The organism is Chitinophaga caseinilytica, from assembly GCF_038396765.1.
Classification (GTDB): domain Bacteria; phylum Bacteroidota; class Bacteroidia; order Chitinophagales; family Chitinophagaceae; genus Chitinophaga; species Chitinophaga caseinilytica.
The window spans coordinates 1,188,504-1,203,569 of sequence record NZ_CP150096.1 but is presented as its reverse complement, the minus strand read 5'-3'; the positions used below and the strand labels follow the sequence as shown (position 1 = coordinate 1,203,569).

Sequence of the window (15,066 nt, the reverse complement as noted above, 5' to 3'; positions counted from 1 at the left end):
TTTAATGGATCAGAAAGTAAGGTTCAGGCCGCAGCTGAATTTCTTGAGGGAAGGATAGATGCCGCCGTTGCTGATGTCGGTCGCATCGCCTTCCATGCCAGCGGGCAGATGGTCGAACAGCGCCAGGTTTTCGCCGGAGGCGAAGATGCGGAGCCCTTCCACTTTCGCCCTCGAAAGGATTTGTTTGGGCACGTTGTAGGCGAGGGTCACGTTCTTCACGCGCAGGTATGCCCCGTTTTGCAGGTATTTCGTCTGCACGTTCCGGCTAGTGCTCGTGTTGCCGCTACCGTTAGGATAGATGCGCGGATAGTAGGCGCCCGTCCGCTGTGCCGTCCAGTAGTCGAGGTTGTGGGTATAAAGGGCGCTGAACTGGTCGATGTATCCCCAGAACAGGCGGTTCCCCATCCAGAGGTCCCTTTTGCCCACGCCCTGCAAAAAGAAGTTGAAGTCGAAGTTTTTGTAAGACGCGTTCCCGAACATCCCGAACTGGTAGCGGCGCGCGCTGCTGCCGATGATCTTCCTGTCTCCCGGGTCGGCGAGCGTACCGTTGCCGCTGAAAATAACGCCGTCGCCGTTGAGGTCTACGTACTTCACGTCTCCCGGGTTCGGGGGAACGCCTTTGAAAAACGGTATCCCCGGCAGCAGTTTGCCCCCGGTCAGGTTCGCGTTCAGCGACCCTTTCTCGAAATCGTCGACCGTATAATACCTGTCGGTCACGTATCCCCAGATCTCGAACACGTCTTGCCCGGCGTACCGGTCGCTCAGCAGCCCGCCCGGATTGTGGAACTTCGTGATATGCGTCTGGTTGTCTGACAGGTTGAAGCCCAGTCCATAGCTGAAATCGCCTGCTTTATCTCCCCAGCTGATTTCCAGTTCCCAGCCTTTCGTTTCGAGATCGGCCACGTTCTGGTTCGGCGCCTGGATACCGAGCACCGCGGGCAGCGCCGCGCCTTTGGCCAGCATGCCGAGGGTTTTGCGGTTGAAGATGTCGATCGTGATAGCCAGCCGGTTGTTGAGCAACGTTACGTCCGCCCCTCCGTTCAGCGTTTGCACGCGCTCCCAGGTGAGCCTGCCGCTGGGAAGTGTGGGCGATTGCAGCGACGAAGCCCTGGTCCCGGTTTCATCCACCCAGCCAGACACGTACGGGTCCATCCCGGGGAAATAGGGGAAGTTGGTTTGCGTGGCCTGGTTGCCGATCTCGCCAAATGAACCGCGCAGTTTGAATTGCTGCACCGCCTGCCTGGCGAAGCCCATGAATCGCTCTTCCATCACGTTCCAGCCGGCAGACACGGAGGGGAAGAAGCCGAAACGGTCGCCCGGCGGGAATTTCGATGAACCGTCGTACCGCCCGTTCAGTTCGAGCAGGTATCTGCCTTTATAATCGTAGTTGATCCGACCGAAAAATCCCTGCACGGCGTACTGCGGATAAGCATCCGAGGAGTTGGCCGGCCCGGAAGACGCGGTCAGGGTCGGGATGAACGCCGAAGCCTGGTTCTCGCGGTAAGTGGTGAGGTCGTCGCCTTTCTCGATTTCCATGTTGGTCCCCGCCATGGCCTTGAAGTTATGGCCGCCGTTCAGTTCCAGGTTGTAAGTACCGTAAAGGTTGAAGGCGTGGTGGCTCCTTTGCTCGAGGGTCCGCGTAAACCGCGACGTGGTAAAAAACGACTTCACGTCGTAAGTGCTGGGATCGATGTAATCGTTCACCAGGCGCGTGTTGTAGCCGTTGTCGGTATTCTTGAAGAAGGTATATTCCGCATCCACTCTGAAGTTCTTAAAGGGAGTATATTCTACTTTACCGAACAGCCGCAGGTTCTCGGTCTTCGCAACGTTCGCCGCCTCGATGCGCGCCACGTTATTGGGCGTGCTGTAGGGCAGCGTCCGGCCGTTATTAGCGACAGATTCGCCGATGGGCACGAACGACGCGAGCGTGATGGCGTTGTAGAACAGATCCGTGAGCGCGGAAGGCGTGCGCCGGTGATCGTTACGGTAAAACGCGCTCACGGTGGAGCGGAGCTTGCTCGTGAGGTCGGTGGTAAGACTGGCGTTGAAGTTATATCGGTTGAGCTTGTCGTTGGCCGACGTCATGATCCCGTCTTCGCCCGAGTACCCGCCAGAAACGCGGTAAGTCGATTTTTCGGAACCGCCGGAAAAGGAGAAATTATGTTGTTGTTCCACACCGCCGTTAAAGAGCTGGCCGTAGAGGTCCTGTTGCGCCAAGGGGTAATGCAGCCCGTTGAGGATGGCTTCCCCGTTCGGAAATTTCCCCGGATCTTGCCGGTATTCCTCGAGGTAACCGAGCCACTTGTCCACATCCTGGCCGCTCCAGTAGCTGGTGTTCCCGAAATCCTTCAGCGCCTGTACCATTTCCACCGGCGTCGCTTTTTCCGGCAACGAAGCGGGTTTGCTCCAGGTGAAGTTGTTGTAGTAATTGAAACGGGTCGGTGAATTGCGCCGGCCTTTTTTGGTGGTGATGAGGATCACCCCGAATGCCGCGCGGGCGCCGTAAATGGATGCCGCCGCCGCGTCTTTCAGCACCGTGATGTTCTCGATATCGCGCGGGTTGATGTCATCGAGCGACATCGGCACGTTGTCTACCAGCACCAGCGGTCCACCGCCGTTGATGGACGCATAGCCGCGAAGGTTGATGTTTGCGCTGGCGCCCGGCTGCCCCGATCCGAACGTGATCTGTAAACCCGGAACGGCGCCCTGCAGCGCCTGGGCGGTGCCGCTCACGGGGCGGTTGCCCAACACTTCGTCCATGTTCACGGAGCTCACGGCGCCGGTGAGGTTCGCTTTTTTCTGGGTACCGAATCCGACAACTACCACTTCGCTGAGCGCGGCCTGGTCGTCTTTCAAGACGATCCGCATGGTACCTGGCGCCACTTTCACTTCCTGGGTGGTGAAGCCCATGGAGCGGACGATGAGGGTGGCGGTGTCGCTTTTCACGCGGAGGGTGAAACGGCCGGAACCGTCTGTAACCGTGCCGTTCCCGGTTCCGCGCTCTTGCAGCGAAGCGCCGGGGATGGGGTCTCCGGTGGCGTTGGTTACCGTGCCCGTTACCGTCATCTCTTTTGCCGCCGGCAGTTCGAAGATAGCCGTGGGAGAGGGTTTGAGTGTAACGAGGATCATGCGGTCTTCCAGTTTGTACGTCAATGGCTGGCCGTTGAAAATCTGGGCCAGCGCATGTTCGAGCGTAGCGTCTTTGAGGCGCACCGTTACCGTTTCGGCCCTGTCCAGCGCCTCGGTACTGTACAGCAACTGGAACCCGGATTGCTCGCGGATGGCCGCCAGCACAGACCTGAGCGAGGCCTTGTCTGCCTGTATGGTGATCTTTTGAGAAAAGGCTGCGTTTGAAACCTGCATCAGGACCACCGTCAGCATCAGGATGGTCAATTTCATAACCTTAATCAGTTTTGGTTGACATTGGAAGAGGGAAGCGCCGGCGGATAGGCGCAAAAATCCCCCGCAATGCATGTTTTTAGTCATACATTTGTTTTGTTAGGTGATGGAAAGCGTTGTTACTGAATGTGAAATTTGGTAATACGGTATTACCTGGCACCGGCCGGTCACGCTGCTACGTGGCCGGTCTTGCATTTTTACCGGATTGTTTTACTGCATAGGCGATTGCTGTTTTTTACTTAACGTGAATGGTATTCTGGTTGATGTCGAATTGAACGTTCCCCGTGATCTCCAGCATCGTCAATGCCTTGTCCAGCGGCACATTCCGGGGAATGGTACCGGTGTACCGGATGCGCGGCAGATTTGTATAATCGGCCTTCACATCGTACCAGCGCGATAACTGCCGGATCACATCGGAGAGGTAAGTATCATTAAAAACAAAAAATCCGTTTTTCCATGCTGCCGCGGCGGCCACATCGGCGGGCCCCGACCGCAGCTCGCCCGTTTGCGCGTTGAGGCTGCTTTGCTGGCCGGGCGCGAGCGTTGCCGAACTGTTGCCTGCTGTCACTTCCACACGGCCTTCCAGGAGGGAGGTTTTGGCGAGGGGTTCATCGGCATAGGCTTGTATGTTGAAATGCGTGCCGAGCACTTTTACCTGTTGCGCGGGGGATTGTACGATAAAGGGTTTCGACTTGTCGGGCGCCACTTCAAAATATCCTTCCCCTGAAAGCTCCACCTTCCGCTCGTTCCCTGCGAACGCCGCCGGGAACCGCAGTGCCGATGCGGCATTCAGCCACACTTTGGTGCCATCGGGGAGGAGCAGGCGGAATTGCCCGCCGCGGGGCGTCGTCAGCTCGTTCCACACCGGCTTCCCGTCGGAACCTTCCGCTGCGGGGCGCGCTTCATACACCACTTCCCCGTTGTCGGTTTTCGTGATCCGGATATTTCCCTGGCTGGCCACGTCTCCGGGCTGCACATCGTCCAGCGAAATGCGGCGGCCGTCGGCCAGCGTGAGGAAGGCGCTGTTGCCGCCGGGTTGGATAAGCGGCCGTTCGGGGCGCGCCTGTACGATGGAGGGCGCGTTGTTGCGGACAAACATCCAAATGCCTGCGGAAATGGCGAGCACCACGGCAGCCGCCGCGGCCACCTTCGGCCAGGAGAACCGCGTCACGCGGCCGGGCGCCGTTTTCCGGCGGATGCCTTCCAGCAGCGCTGCTTCGTTTGGCCAGGCCGGCACTTCCCCGCCCGAAGCGAGCAGGGCGTCGTAATACGCGTTGAACCGGACGATCTCCTCGTCAGTAGCGCTGCCGTCTGCGATTTTGGCCGATAGTGCCTTGAATTCTTCCTTGTGCATAGTAGGTCCTTACCCTATCGGCACGCCACAAGGCTATATCCCCCAAACGCCGGGAAAATATTTTTTTACAGGAAAAGTACCGCCCAGGCGGATAGCACCCCGAGGCGCGTGCGCAACCGTTTCAGGGCGATGGTGAGCTGGTTTTCCACCGTTTTTTCGGAAATGCCCAGGCGGGCGGCGATTTCTTTATTGGAGAGATATTCGAATCTGCTGAGGTAGAAAATGTCGCGGCAACGGCCGGGAAGCTCTTCGGTAAACTGCGCGATAATGGCCCGTAACTCCTTCAGTTCCAGCGGCAATTCCTGTACCGGCCCGGGAATTTGCAGGAGTTCCGCCTCTGCGAAAAGGCCCGCGCGCACTTTCTCCCGCCGGATGTAATTAGCGACCTTGTACCGCACGGCCATATTGAGATATCCGCCGAGCGAGCTCACGGCCATCACGCCCCGCTTTTCCCAACACCAAACGAAAATGTCCTGTACAATATCGGTACTGGCGGCATCGTCGTGCAGCATGAGCCAGGCGGTCCTGTACATATCCCTCCAGTAACGGCGATAGATTTCTTCGAAGGCCAAACGGTCGCCGGCCTTTAGATGTTCGAGCAGTTCACTGTCTGTGTAGGTTTGATAAACTCCCATTTCCCCAACGCAATGCTTACGAAAGTAGAACATTCGGGGGTAAAAATGAAAACCCCGGTGCCAAAAGGCCCCGGGGTAATCCTGCGGGTATGCGTGAAGCGTAAAGTATTCTATTTCGTGATATCAGCCCATATATAACCGTTAGCGGGAATGGCAACGGTCACAAAGGCCCATCCAGCGGGTACCTGCGTGGGGCCGAATCTTTCAGGCCGATGAAAATCGGTCTGCCGTTATGAACAAGCGTGGCGAATGATTAATTTAGGCGGACTATGATCATACTTATTCAATCGAAAGACCGGGTTGGCCTGGTGGCGGATGTGTCGGCGATACTGGCCGCGGCGGGCCTGAACATCGTGTCTTTGCGGGAGTTCGTGGACAAATCGGACAACCGTTTTTTTATGCGGATAGCGGCCGACAATGAAACGGACCCTTTGGCCCTGGAGTCCTCCATCCGGAAAGTGCTTCCGGCAGACGCCCTGGTGAGCATCAACCCCCGGCCCGATAAAAAGATCGTGGTGCTGGTAACGCGGGAGTACCATTGCCTGGCAGACATCCTCGTCCGCAATCAGTTCAACACCCTGGGCGCTACCGTTCAATGCGTTATCGGCAATCATCCCCACCTGGAAAATATCTGCAAGCGGTTCAACATACCCTTTCACCTCGTTTCCCACGAAGCGGGCGACAAATCCCAATTCGAAAGCCGGATCCGGGAACTGATCGATGCGGAAGGCCCTGATTTCATTGTGCTGGCCAAGTTCATGCGGATCCTCAGCCCGGCGTTCGTAGCGGCTTATCCCGAGCGGATCATCAACATCCACCACTCGTTCCTCCCGGCGTTCGCAGGCGGGCATCCGTACCGCCAGGCGTTCGAAAGAGGGGTGAAGCTCATCGGCGCCACCTCGCATTTCGTGACAGACCAGCTGGACGAAGGGCCCATCATCGCACAGCAGGTGATCCCCGTCAACCATAATTATACGGCCTCAGACATGATGAAAGCCGGAAAGGAGATCGAAACGTCGGTACTGGCGCATGCGCTGCAACTGGTGTTCAGCGACCGGGTGTTCGTGTATCGCAACAAAACGGTGGTGTTCGAATAAAAAAAGGCCGGATCGCTCCGGCCTGCCGGCGATGGCGGGCGCCGTGGAATAATTTTCCCCGCCAGGCCCGTCCCTCCCGCAGCGATGGCGGTTACTGCGGGCAGAACGGGGGGCAGGGAAGGGAAAGGGATGATATCTTAAGCTACAGGGATAACGGGATGGTGGGGATGTGCCGTAATGCCGCCGGGTTGGCCGCTACTTCTATTTTCGCAATGCTGCCGCAGTGGATGGGTTTGTAAGCGATCACCACCAGCGTATCCAGGCGATGGTCCATCCGCGACGCGCTTGTTCCCCCGGTCGCGTCTTTCACTTTTTCTGCGGGCACTTTCACCGGCAAATCGGGCGGCGGCGGAGGTACGTCTTTCACTTCTTTACCGTTTTCATCGATCACCTTCAATTTGCCTGCGGCATCTTTTACCAGCCGTGCTTTCTTGGTTTTAGGTGATATGTTGCCGGTGATGTCTTTCCCGTTGGCATCGTACAGCTTCACTTCGCCGGTGGCTTCATTCACGAGTTTCACTTTTTTGACGGAATTGTCCTTTTTCGGGGGAACGGGGGGCGGTGGGGGAGGGATTTCCCGGTTATGCTCGTTGTTCGGGTCTGCGATGCCGGAAACTTTCTTGCCGGGGGCAGGTTGAGCGGCCGGCTTCTTAAACTGGACGGGCGGCGGCGGGGGCGGGATGTCTTTCACTTCCTTGCCGTTTTCGTCCAGCACTTTTCCACCGCCGGACGCGTCTTTCACGAACGTCACTTTCTTCGTTCTGGGGGATATTTGCCCGGTGATGTCTTTATTGTTCGCATCATACACTTTCACTTCGCCGGTGGCTTCATCCACTTTCACCTTTTTGATGGGGGATTTCTTTTGCTGCACGTCTTTACGGACCACGGGCGGGGTAAATCTCACGACCGGCTTACCGTCCAGCTTGTCGCGTTCCACTTCTGCGGCGGATTTCGGGGGAGGTGGGGGTGTGAATTGTACTTTCGGAGGATGGGAAGTATCTTTTTTCTGCTGCTGATAGCCGCTGGCGGCGGCGATCTGTGCCACACGAACTTCGCGCATGGCTACCTCGCGGGCGTCTTCAGGCCTTGCCGGAGCGCAGGCGGTGAGCAGGCCGGCCAGGATCACAGGAATGTATTCTTGCATAACGGGGGAGGATTTGAAGGTAAGATGCGCCCGTCCGCGGATTCCATAAAATCCGGCGTGGAAATTTCTTCCGGCAGCGTTATCTTTGTCGGCTATGGAGCCAATCGTGCAGCAAATAGAAGCTTATAAACAGGAAATTGCGGCTTTCCGCCCCGAAAACGCGGAACAGCTGGAGCAGTACCGTATCAAATTCCTCGGCACCAAAGGGATCGTGAAGGCCCTTTTCGGGGAGATGAAAAACGTTCCGAACGATCAGAAGAAGGAATTCGGGCAAGTCCTGAACGCGTTCAAACTTGAAGCGGAAGCGAAATATGCCGAATTCGAGCAGCTGAAAGATGAGGTGGGAGGCGCGGCCGACCAGCTGGACCTTACCCTTCCCGGCGAGCCTTATCGCCTGGGCACCCGCCATCCTATCAGCATCGTCCGCAACAAAGCCATCCGCATCTTCGAGCGGCTGGGCTTCACCGTTGCCGAAGGGCCCGAAATCGAGAACGACTGGCACAACTTCACCGCCCTCAACCTCGCAGAAAACCACCCGGCCCGCGATATGCAGGACACTTTCTACGTGCACAACAACCCCGACTGGCTCTTGCGCACCCATACCTCTTCCGTTCAGGTGAGGGTGATGGAAGAAGGAAAGCTCCCCATCCGCATCATCTGCCCGGGCCGCGTATACCGTAACGAAACCATCAGCGCCCGCGCGCACTGCTTCTTCCACCAGATCGAAGGGCTGTACGTGGCCGAGAACGTTTCGTTCGCCGACCTCAAGCAAACGCTGTATTACTTCGTACAGGAGTTCTTCGGCGAAAATTTCAAAATCCGTTTCCGCCCTTCGTACTTCCCCTTCACGGAGCCCAGTGCGGAGATGGACATTTCCTGCCTCATCTGCGGCGGCGAAGGCTGTAGCGTGTGCAAGCATTCCGGATGGGTGGAAATCCTCGGTTGCGGCATGGTACACCCGCAGGTGCTCGAAAACTGCGGTATCGACTCGTCGAAATACACCGGCTTCGCATTCGGCATGGGCATCGAAAGGCTCACCATGCTGAAGTACCAGATCAAAGACCTTCGCCTTTTCTCCGAAAACGATCTGCGCTTCCTGAAACAATTCCAGGGCGCACGATAAACATATCGCAACACGGCCGCTCCACTCCCGGGGCGGCCGTTTTCTTTTTCGCTACGCTCCCCAAAACGATCTACCTTATGTTACAATCCGTATCCGACATCAGACAGATAGCAGTTTGCGGCGCCGGCACCATGGGAGCCGGGATAGCACAGGTTTCCGCCGCAGCGGGGTTCCCCACCTTACTTTTCGACGTGAAGCCCGAAGCCGTTTCCGCGGGGATGGACATGATCCGCAAAAACCTCGGCAAAGCCGTTGAAAAAGGCAAACTAAAACCCGAAGACAGCGACGCCACGCTCCAAAGGCTCACGCCCTGCCACCACATCGCCGATTGCCGGGCCGACCTCATCATCGAAGCCATCGTGGAAAAGGTGCCGGTGAAAGTTTCGCTCTTCCGCGAACTGGCGCAACACAATCCCGCAACCACCATCTTCGCTTCCAATACTTCCTCCTTATCCGTTTCCGCCATCGCCGCGGAAATTCCCCATCCCGAAAGGGTGGCCGGCATGCACTTCTTCAACCCCGCGCACCTGATGGCGCTGGTAGAAATCGTGTCGGCAGACCAAACGGGTCTCGCCATCGCGCAGCTGCTGTACCAACTCGTGCAGCACATGGGAAAAACGCCCGTACATGTGAAAGACGCGCCCGGTTTCATCGTGAACCGCGTGGCCCGGCATTATTACCTCGAAGCGATGGAGATCGCGCAATCGGGCGCGGCAGACCTGCAAACGATCGACCGCCTCCTGGAAGCCGCGGGTTTCCGCATGGGGCCCTTCGCGCTGATGGACCTCATCGGGAACGACGTCAACTTCGCCGTTACCAAATCGCTCTACGAAGCCTTCCACGAAGCACCACGGTTCAAACCCGGCGCGTTGCAGGCAGCACTCGTGGAAAAAGGGGAACTGGGGCGTAAAACCGGCCAAGGTTTTTACAAGTATTGATTTACATTTGTGGCTTCATTCACAATTCATTCTACATGATCCTTGTCACAGGCGGAACGGGTTTTCTGGGAAGTTATCTGCTGCGGGCGCTGGTGAAGGCCGGGAAACCGGTCCGTGCCCTCTATCGCAGCCGCATACCCGACCAGGTGCAGGATATCGCCGATAAAGTAGAATGGTTCCAGGCCGATGTGCTCGACGTTTGCGCCCTCGAAGACGCGTTCGCCGGCATTACCGAAGTGTACCACTGCGCCGCGGTAGTTTCCTTCCAGCCCGATAAGCGCCTCGCCATGATGAAGATCAACATCGAAGGCACCGCCAACGTCGTGAACATGGCCATCGACGCCGGCGTTCGCAAGCTCGTTCATGTCAGCTCCGTAGCTTCGCTGGGCCGCGCAAAGCAAAACCAAGAGCTGTCGGAAGACGCGCAATGGGAAGAAAGCGCCAACAACAGCAATTACGCCATCAGCAAGCATCTCAGCGAAATGGAAATCTGGCGCGGCATCGCCGAAGGGCTCGACGCCGTGATCGTAAACCCTTCCATCATTCTCGGCAGCGGTTTCTGGCACGATGGGTCGGGGATGCTGTTGAAAAATGCATGGAAAGAGTTTCCGTATTACACCGAAGGCGTGAACGGATTCGTGGATGTGGAAGATGTAGTGGAAGCGATGATTAGGTTGATGGACAGCGATGTTTCCGGGCAACGCTTCATCCTCAACGGAGAAAACTGGCCGTACCGGCAACTCTTCACCGAAATGGCCCGCCACCTCGGCAAAAAGCCTCCGCACATCGCCACCAAACCCTGGATGGCGGCGCTCGTGTGGCGCGTGGAAAAAATCCGCGGCATGTTCACCGGCAAACGGCCGCTGCTCACCCGCGAAACCGCCCGCACGGCACAACTGAAAGTCTATTACGACAACAAAAAGATACTGGGTGCACTCCCCGGTTTCCGGTTCCGCCCCCTGGCAGATACCATTGAGCACATCTCGCTCGCCTTCCTCCGGGAAAAACAATCCAACCCTTCCTGACGTCGCTTTACTGCGGCCTGAACAGCAGGCCGAGCATCACTGCCGCCAGCGTTTCGCGCAGCGCGGGATCGAGCTCTTTCTGCAGCCAGACGCGCTGGTCTTTCCCGGTCAGCACCGCCGCCACGGCGATCCCTTTCCACTGGAATTCATAACAGATTTTGTCTGCGCTGTTCACCGCGCCGTAACGGTTGTGCGCCGTCACTTTCAGCTCTTCGGTAGGGGAGCGGAGGATGCCGGTCACTTTATTGTCGTTCAGCTCCAGGAACGCGATGTTCCTTTTCACGATCAGTTCCCAGCTTTTGAGGGGGTCTGCCGCGGTAGCGCCCACATGAACATACCAAAGCGGGGCGTCGCTGCCCATGTTCGGGAACCACCCGGGGAAAGTGCGCGCGGAGAAAGTGATCCGCGGCGTGCTCAGTACCTGCACCGGCACTTGCGAACTGCCGTTCTTCACCGTCAAATAATAAGCGTCGGAAACGTTTTTCCATTGCCTGGCCGGCGCGCCGGAGGGAATGCCGTTTGTGCGCGACGAAGTAGCGTAGTCGCCGATGGAGATCGTTTTGGCGGAAAACCATCCGTCGTCGGTTTTTACCGCAAGTTCGTTGGCGGAGGTATACAGGCCTGTCGGGGAAGCAGGTTTCGTAACACCGCAGCCAGCCAGGAGAAGGCAGGCTGCGGCGAACCCGGTGAGGGATTTTATCATGACTTGGAAATTAACCTTTGAGTTTGTTCCACATTTCGGGGATCCTTTTGATCCAGGCGAGCTCTTTCATCTTGGTGCGCGCTTCTTCTACCGGCGAACCGAAGTAGTTTTTCCCGCCTTCGATGGAATCTTTCACGCCGCTGCCGGCGAAAACGACAGCTCCCTTTCCGATGGTCAGGTCTTTGTTCACACCTACCTGCCCCCAGAGGATGACGTTGTCTTCGATGATGGCTTTGCCACCTACGCCCACCTGGGCGGCGAAGAGGCAGTTGCGGCCGATGATGGTGCCGTGGCCGATGTGTACCATGTTATCGAACTTGGTGCCCTGCCCGATGATCGTATCGCCACTCACACCTTTGTCTACGGTGCAAAGCGCCCCGATCTCCACGTCGCTTTCGATGATGACGCGCCCGCAGCTCACGAGTTTGTCCCACATCACTTCACGGGTTGCCCGTTTCTTGAAGTAGAACGCATCCGCCCCGATCACGGTGCCGGAATGGATGATGACGTTGTCGCCGATCTCGGTATGTTCGTAAATAGTGACGTTGGGGTGGATGACGCAGTTGCGGCCGATGGTGACATGGTGGCCAACCACTACGCCGGGAGAGATGACGGTCCCTTCCCCGATCACTGCGCTATCGCTCACGGCCTGCGTTTGCGGAACAAAGGGGCGGAAGCGTTTTACGAGGCCCACGTACGCGGAAAACGGATCGTCGGTGACGAGGATCGCTTTGCCGGGAGGAACGTCCACATCCTTGTTGATGATGATAATGGTGGCCGCAGAGTTGAGGCAGGCGCTGTAATACTTCTCGAAGTCCACGAACGAGATGTCGCCCGGTGTAACTTTATGTATCTCGTTGATGCCCGTAGCCATCAGCGTTTCGTTGCCTTTCAGCGTTGCGCCGGTGAGCGCTGCTATTTCCGTAACCGGTATCGGTGTGTCAAACTTCATATGTACATCGTTAAATCGAAGCAAAGTTAGGGGGCGTTATCCACAATTTTTTTTGCTTGTGAATAAAATTTCTTGTAAAATTTTTCTTTTGTGATGAAATTCTTTTTAATATTGTGTAGGGAAATTTATTTCCCTGTACTTACTAACCCATTCACATACTAAGAAAGTCTGATTGTTCTCGCAGTCAGACTTTTTTAATTCCCCCTGAAACCCTTTCCACCACAGCGTTTCATCAATCACTTCAACATACATGCATCAACATGCGCCGGCTTGCGGGGCGTTACATTTCGTGTTTCGGACGTGGATGGGTAATTTGTCGGCGGGACGGGTTTCCGTTCATTTTCGGCTTTTAAATGCCTTTTGCGGTCAAAACTTCGGGATGTAAGGGAATCAATCCTGGAGATTCGCCATTTTGATGAGTTGCTGCAGGCGGAGAATGCGGATTTTTTTCCCGGCGAGGTCGATCACTTTCTCTTTCCTGAATTCCGAGAGGAGGCGAATGGCAGATTCCGTAGCGGTGCCCACGAGGTTGGCGATCTCTTCCCTCGACAGCATCACGTTGATGGTTTGCTCATCGTCTTCCAGCCCGTACGTTTCCTTCAGCGTAAGCAACGTTTCAGCGAGGCGCTCGCGGACCGGCTTCTGCGCCAGGTGCGTGATCTTCTGCTCCGCTCTCCGCAACTCGCTCGAAAGGATCTGCATCATGCGCAGCGCAAGCGTGGGATCTTTCTGCAACAGGCCGAGAAATACTTCCCGCGGGATGAAACAAACCGCGCTGTCTTCCAGCACGGTAGCCGTAGCCGTATATGGTGCATTGCTAATGAGCGCCTTATACCCGATGAGGTCGCCCGGCTTCACCAGCCGTACGATCTGCTCGCGACCTTCGTCGCCGCTGTGCGACAACTTCACTTTACCCGAATTCACGAAATAGATACCGTAAGGATGCCCGCCTTCCTGGAATATGTCTTGCCCTTTACGGTAGATCTTGCAGGTTTTGGCGTTGGAGATCTCTTCCACATGTTCAGGCGTGGCGGCGGAAAAGATTTCGCCCAGGTATTTGCCGCAGTACGGGCAGGGAGATGGTTCGCTTAACATGTCATATGCCATAAAATCGCTAAGGATGCGGCAAAATTACTAATTTACAGGCCCTTAACCAAAGCAGTGCGCGTGAGCCTTTCCTATTTTGCCGTTTACAAGCCATTCCAGGTATTGACCCGTTTCGGGAAAGAGGGCGATAAAGCCGTTTTGTCCGATTACTTCGACGTGCCCAAAGACGTGTACCCGGTAGGGCGCCTCGATTATGACAGTGAAGGGTTGCTGATACTGACGAACGACAAATCCCTCAACCAACGCTTGCTCCATCCCACACAGGCGCATGAAAGGGAATATTGGGTGCAGGTAGACGGAGCGGTTACGCCCGAAGCGGTCCGGCAACTGGAAGCAGGGGTGACGATCACGGTGGATGGGAAGCCCTTCCGCACAAAACCCGCGAAGGCATCGATATTCACCACTCCGCCGGAAGTGCCCGACCGCAACCCGCCCATCCGTTTCCGGCAGCACATACCCGCACCCTGGATACGGCTCGTGCTCAGCGAAGGCAAGAACCGGCAGGTACGGAAAATGACCGCGGCTGTGGGTTTCCCCACGTTGAGGCTCATCCGTTACCGCATCGGCCGCATCAACGTCAAAAACATGCAGCCCGGCGATATGGTCATGATGGGCAAAAAAGAGATCGAAGCCGCACTCTTCCGCTAACACGCTGGCCCTCCGGCCGAAATATGACAATAATTGACTAGGTTTGTCACATTAAACAGATAATATGCTGAAATCCATGACCGGCTTCGGCCGTGCGGAAGTAACCCGGGGAGAAACAACCATTGTGGCCGAAATCAAATCGCTCAATGGAAAGCAGTTCGAAGTGAACCTCAAACTCTCTCCCTTACTGAAACCCTACGAATTCGACATCCGCAACATCCTCCAGCAGGAGTTGCAGCGCGGCACCCTCGACGCCACGATCAACATCAAACAAAACGGCGCCACCCGCCCCGTAGTCATCAACACCGAACTGGCGCGGTATTATCATGAAGCCATCTCCGGCATGGCGCGAGACCTCGCCATCCCCCAGGAAGACATGCTCAACGTGCTCATGAAACTCCCAGAAGTAGTGTCTCCCGCCAGCGAACAGATCACCGAAAATGAATGGAACGAAGTAGCCACCATCGTCCGCAAAGCCGTCGCAGAAATGGACGCCCACCGCGTAGACGAAGGCCAGATGCTCGAAAAAGACCTGCTGCTCCGTATCGATAATATCCTCCTCTACACCGAGAAAGTCCGCGAACTGGACCCGCTCCGGAAAGACAAAGTGCGCACCCGCCTCGAAACCCTCCTCGCCGAATACGTAGGCAAAGAGAATGTAGACGGCAACCGCATGGAGCAGGAACTCATTTTCTATTTAGAGAAACTCGATATCTCCGAAGAGCTCGTTCGCCTTCAGAACCACTGCCGCTACTTCAAAGACATTCTCAACGAAGCAGAACCCGCCAAAGGCAAAAAACTCGGCTTCGTGCTCCAGGAAATCGGCCGCGAGATCAACACCACCGGTTCCAAAGCCAATGACGCAGGCATCCAGCAATGGGTAGTGATGATGAAAGACGAACTGGAGAAAGCCAAAGAGCAGGTGCTCAACGTACTCTAAT

Annotated in this window: 13 protein-coding genes; 6 read left to right on the top strand and 7 right to left on the bottom strand. The window is 56.4% G+C overall.

The genetic code is table 11. The features are described 5' to 3' along the window. Positions 1-9: 9 nt before the first annotated feature. The 3 genes from WJU22_RS05185 to WJU22_RS05175 all read right to left on the bottom strand — a co-directional run bounded on the left by WJU22_RS05185 (position 10) and on the right by WJU22_RS05175 (position 5,388). Positions 10-3,399, bottom strand: coding sequence for a TonB-dependent receptor (locus WJU22_RS05185; RefSeq protein WP_341842198.1), 3,390 nt, complete (start codon positions 3,397-3,399; stop codon positions 10-12). 235 nt (positions 3,400-3,634) lie between these two features. Continuing rightward, complete coding sequence (locus tag WJU22_RS05180; protein WP_341842197.1) at positions 3,635-4,753, bottom strand: FecR family protein; 1,119 nt, start codon at positions 4,751-4,753, stop codon at positions 3,635-3,637. 65 nt (positions 4,754-4,818) lie between these two features. Beyond that, positions 4,819-5,388 (bottom strand): RNA polymerase sigma-70 factor, encoded by a 570-nt coding sequence (locus WJU22_RS05175; protein ID WP_341842196.1) that lies wholly within the window; start codon positions 5,386-5,388, stop codon positions 4,819-4,821. 269 nt (positions 5,389-5,657) lie between these two features. On the opposite strand from WJU22_RS05175, the gene purU reads away from it, so the two are divergent. Further along, positions 5,658-6,485, top strand: a complete 828-nt coding sequence (gene purU, locus WJU22_RS05170; protein WP_341842195.1) for a formyltetrahydrofolate deformylase — start codon at positions 5,658-5,660, stop codon at positions 6,483-6,485. 142 nt (positions 6,486-6,627) lie between these two features. On the opposite strand, the gene WJU22_RS05165 is transcribed toward purU, so the two are convergent. Next, the gene (locus tag WJU22_RS05165; protein ID WP_341842194.1) at positions 6,628-7,629 is read right to left on the bottom strand and encodes a hypothetical protein; all 1,002 of its coding nucleotides are present in this window, start codon (positions 7,627-7,629) and stop codon (positions 6,628-6,630) included. Positions 7,630-7,723: 94 nt separating this feature from the next. On the opposite strand from WJU22_RS05165, the gene pheS reads away from it, so the two are divergent. The 3 genes from pheS to WJU22_RS05150 all read left to right on the top strand — a co-directional run bounded on the left by pheS (position 7,724) and on the right by WJU22_RS05150 (position 10,715). Continuing rightward, entirely contained in the window at positions 7,724-8,752 is a 1,029-nt protein-coding gene (gene pheS / locus WJU22_RS05160; RefSeq protein ID WP_341842193.1) for a phenylalanine--tRNA ligase subunit alpha, read from the top strand. Between the two features lie 77 nt (positions 8,753-8,829). After that, positions 8,830-9,690: a 3-hydroxyacyl-CoA dehydrogenase NAD-binding domain-containing protein gene (locus WJU22_RS05155; protein ID WP_341842192.1), complete on the top strand. Its 861-nt coding sequence runs from the start codon at positions 8,830-8,832 to the stop codon at positions 9,688-9,690. A gap of 35 nt (positions 9,691-9,725) precedes the next feature. After that, a complete protein-coding gene (locus tag WJU22_RS05150; RefSeq protein ID WP_341842191.1) occupies positions 9,726-10,715 on the top strand; it encodes an NAD-dependent epimerase/dehydratase family protein in 990 nt (329 codons plus the stop codon). A gap of 7 nt (positions 10,716-10,722) precedes the next feature. Here the strand turns inward: WJU22_RS05150 and WJU22_RS05145 are convergent, their stop codons facing one another. From WJU22_RS05145 to WJU22_RS05135, 3 genes are all read right to left on the bottom strand, one after another. After that, the gene (locus WJU22_RS05145) at positions 10,723-11,418 is read right to left on the bottom strand and encodes a hypothetical protein (protein ID WP_341842190.1); all 696 of its coding nucleotides are present in this window, start codon (positions 11,416-11,418) and stop codon (positions 10,723-10,725) included. Positions 11,419-11,428: 10 nt separating this feature from the next. Further along, positions 11,429-12,370: a UDP-3-O-(3-hydroxymyristoyl)glucosamine N-acyltransferase gene (locus WJU22_RS05140; RefSeq protein ID WP_341842189.1), complete on the bottom strand. Its 942-nt coding sequence runs from the start codon at positions 12,368-12,370 to the stop codon at positions 11,429-11,431. Positions 12,371-12,760: 390 nt separating this feature from the next. Then, a complete protein-coding gene (locus WJU22_RS05135; protein ID WP_341842188.1) occupies positions 12,761-13,465 on the bottom strand; it encodes a Crp/Fnr family transcriptional regulator in 705 nt (234 codons plus the stop codon). Positions 13,466-13,537: 72 nt separating this feature from the next. Between WJU22_RS05135 and WJU22_RS05130 the strand changes: the two genes are divergently transcribed. Together WJU22_RS05130 and WJU22_RS05125 are read left to right on the top strand one after the other, a co-directional pair. Beyond that, positions 13,538-14,125, top strand: coding sequence for a pseudouridine synthase (locus WJU22_RS05130; RefSeq protein ID WP_341842187.1), 588 nt, complete (start codon positions 13,538-13,540; stop codon positions 14,123-14,125). Between the two features lie 64 nt (positions 14,126-14,189). Next, a complete protein-coding gene (locus WJU22_RS05125) occupies positions 14,190-15,065 on the top strand; it encodes a YicC/YloC family endoribonuclease (protein WP_341842186.1) in 876 nt (291 codons plus the stop codon). Position 15,066 lies beyond the last annotated feature (1 nt).

What these genes read in the sequence shown, in the direction of transcription:
- WJU22_RS05180 (WP_341842197.1), bottom strand. Translation starts at nt 4,753, where the DNA reads ATGCACAAGGAAGAATTCAAGGCACTATCGGCCAAAATCGCAGACGGC.
- WJU22_RS05150 (WP_341842191.1), top strand. Translation starts at nt 9,726, where the DNA reads ATGATCCTTGTCACAGGCGGAACGGGTTTTCTGGGAAGTTATCTGCTG.
- WJU22_RS05140 (WP_341842189.1), bottom strand. Translation starts at nt 12,370, where the DNA reads ATGAAGTTTGACACACCGATACCGGTTACGGAAATAGCAGCGCTCACC.
- WJU22_RS05135 (WP_341842188.1), bottom strand. Translation starts at nt 13,465, where the DNA reads ATGTTAAGCGAACCATCTCCCTGCCCGTACTGCGGCAAATACCTGGGC.
- WJU22_RS05175 (WP_341842196.1), bottom strand. Translation starts at nt 5,388, where the DNA reads ATGGGAGTTTATCAAACCTACACAGACAGTGAACTGCTCGAACATCTA.
- WJU22_RS05185 (WP_341842198.1), bottom strand. Translation starts at nt 3,399, where the DNA reads ATGAAATTGACCATCCTGATGCTGACGGTGGTCCTGATGCAGGTTTCA.
- pheS (WP_341842193.1), top strand. Translation starts at nt 7,724, where the DNA reads ATGGAGCCAATCGTGCAGCAAATAGAAGCTTATAAACAGGAAATTGCG.
- WJU22_RS05155 (WP_341842192.1), top strand. Translation starts at nt 8,830, where the DNA reads ATGTTACAATCCGTATCCGACATCAGACAGATAGCAGTTTGCGGCGCC.
- WJU22_RS05125 (WP_341842186.1), top strand. Translation starts at nt 14,190, where the DNA reads ATGCTGAAATCCATGACCGGCTTCGGCCGTGCGGAAGTAACCCGGGGA.
- WJU22_RS05165 (WP_341842194.1), bottom strand. Translation starts at nt 7,629, where the DNA reads ATGCAAGAATACATTCCTGTGATCCTGGCCGGCCTGCTCACCGCCTGC.
- purU (WP_341842195.1), top strand. Translation starts at nt 5,658, where the DNA reads ATGATCATACTTATTCAATCGAAAGACCGGGTTGGCCTGGTGGCGGAT.
- WJU22_RS05145 (WP_341842190.1), bottom strand. Translation starts at nt 11,418, where the DNA reads ATGATAAAATCCCTCACCGGGTTCGCCGCAGCCTGCCTTCTCCTGGCT.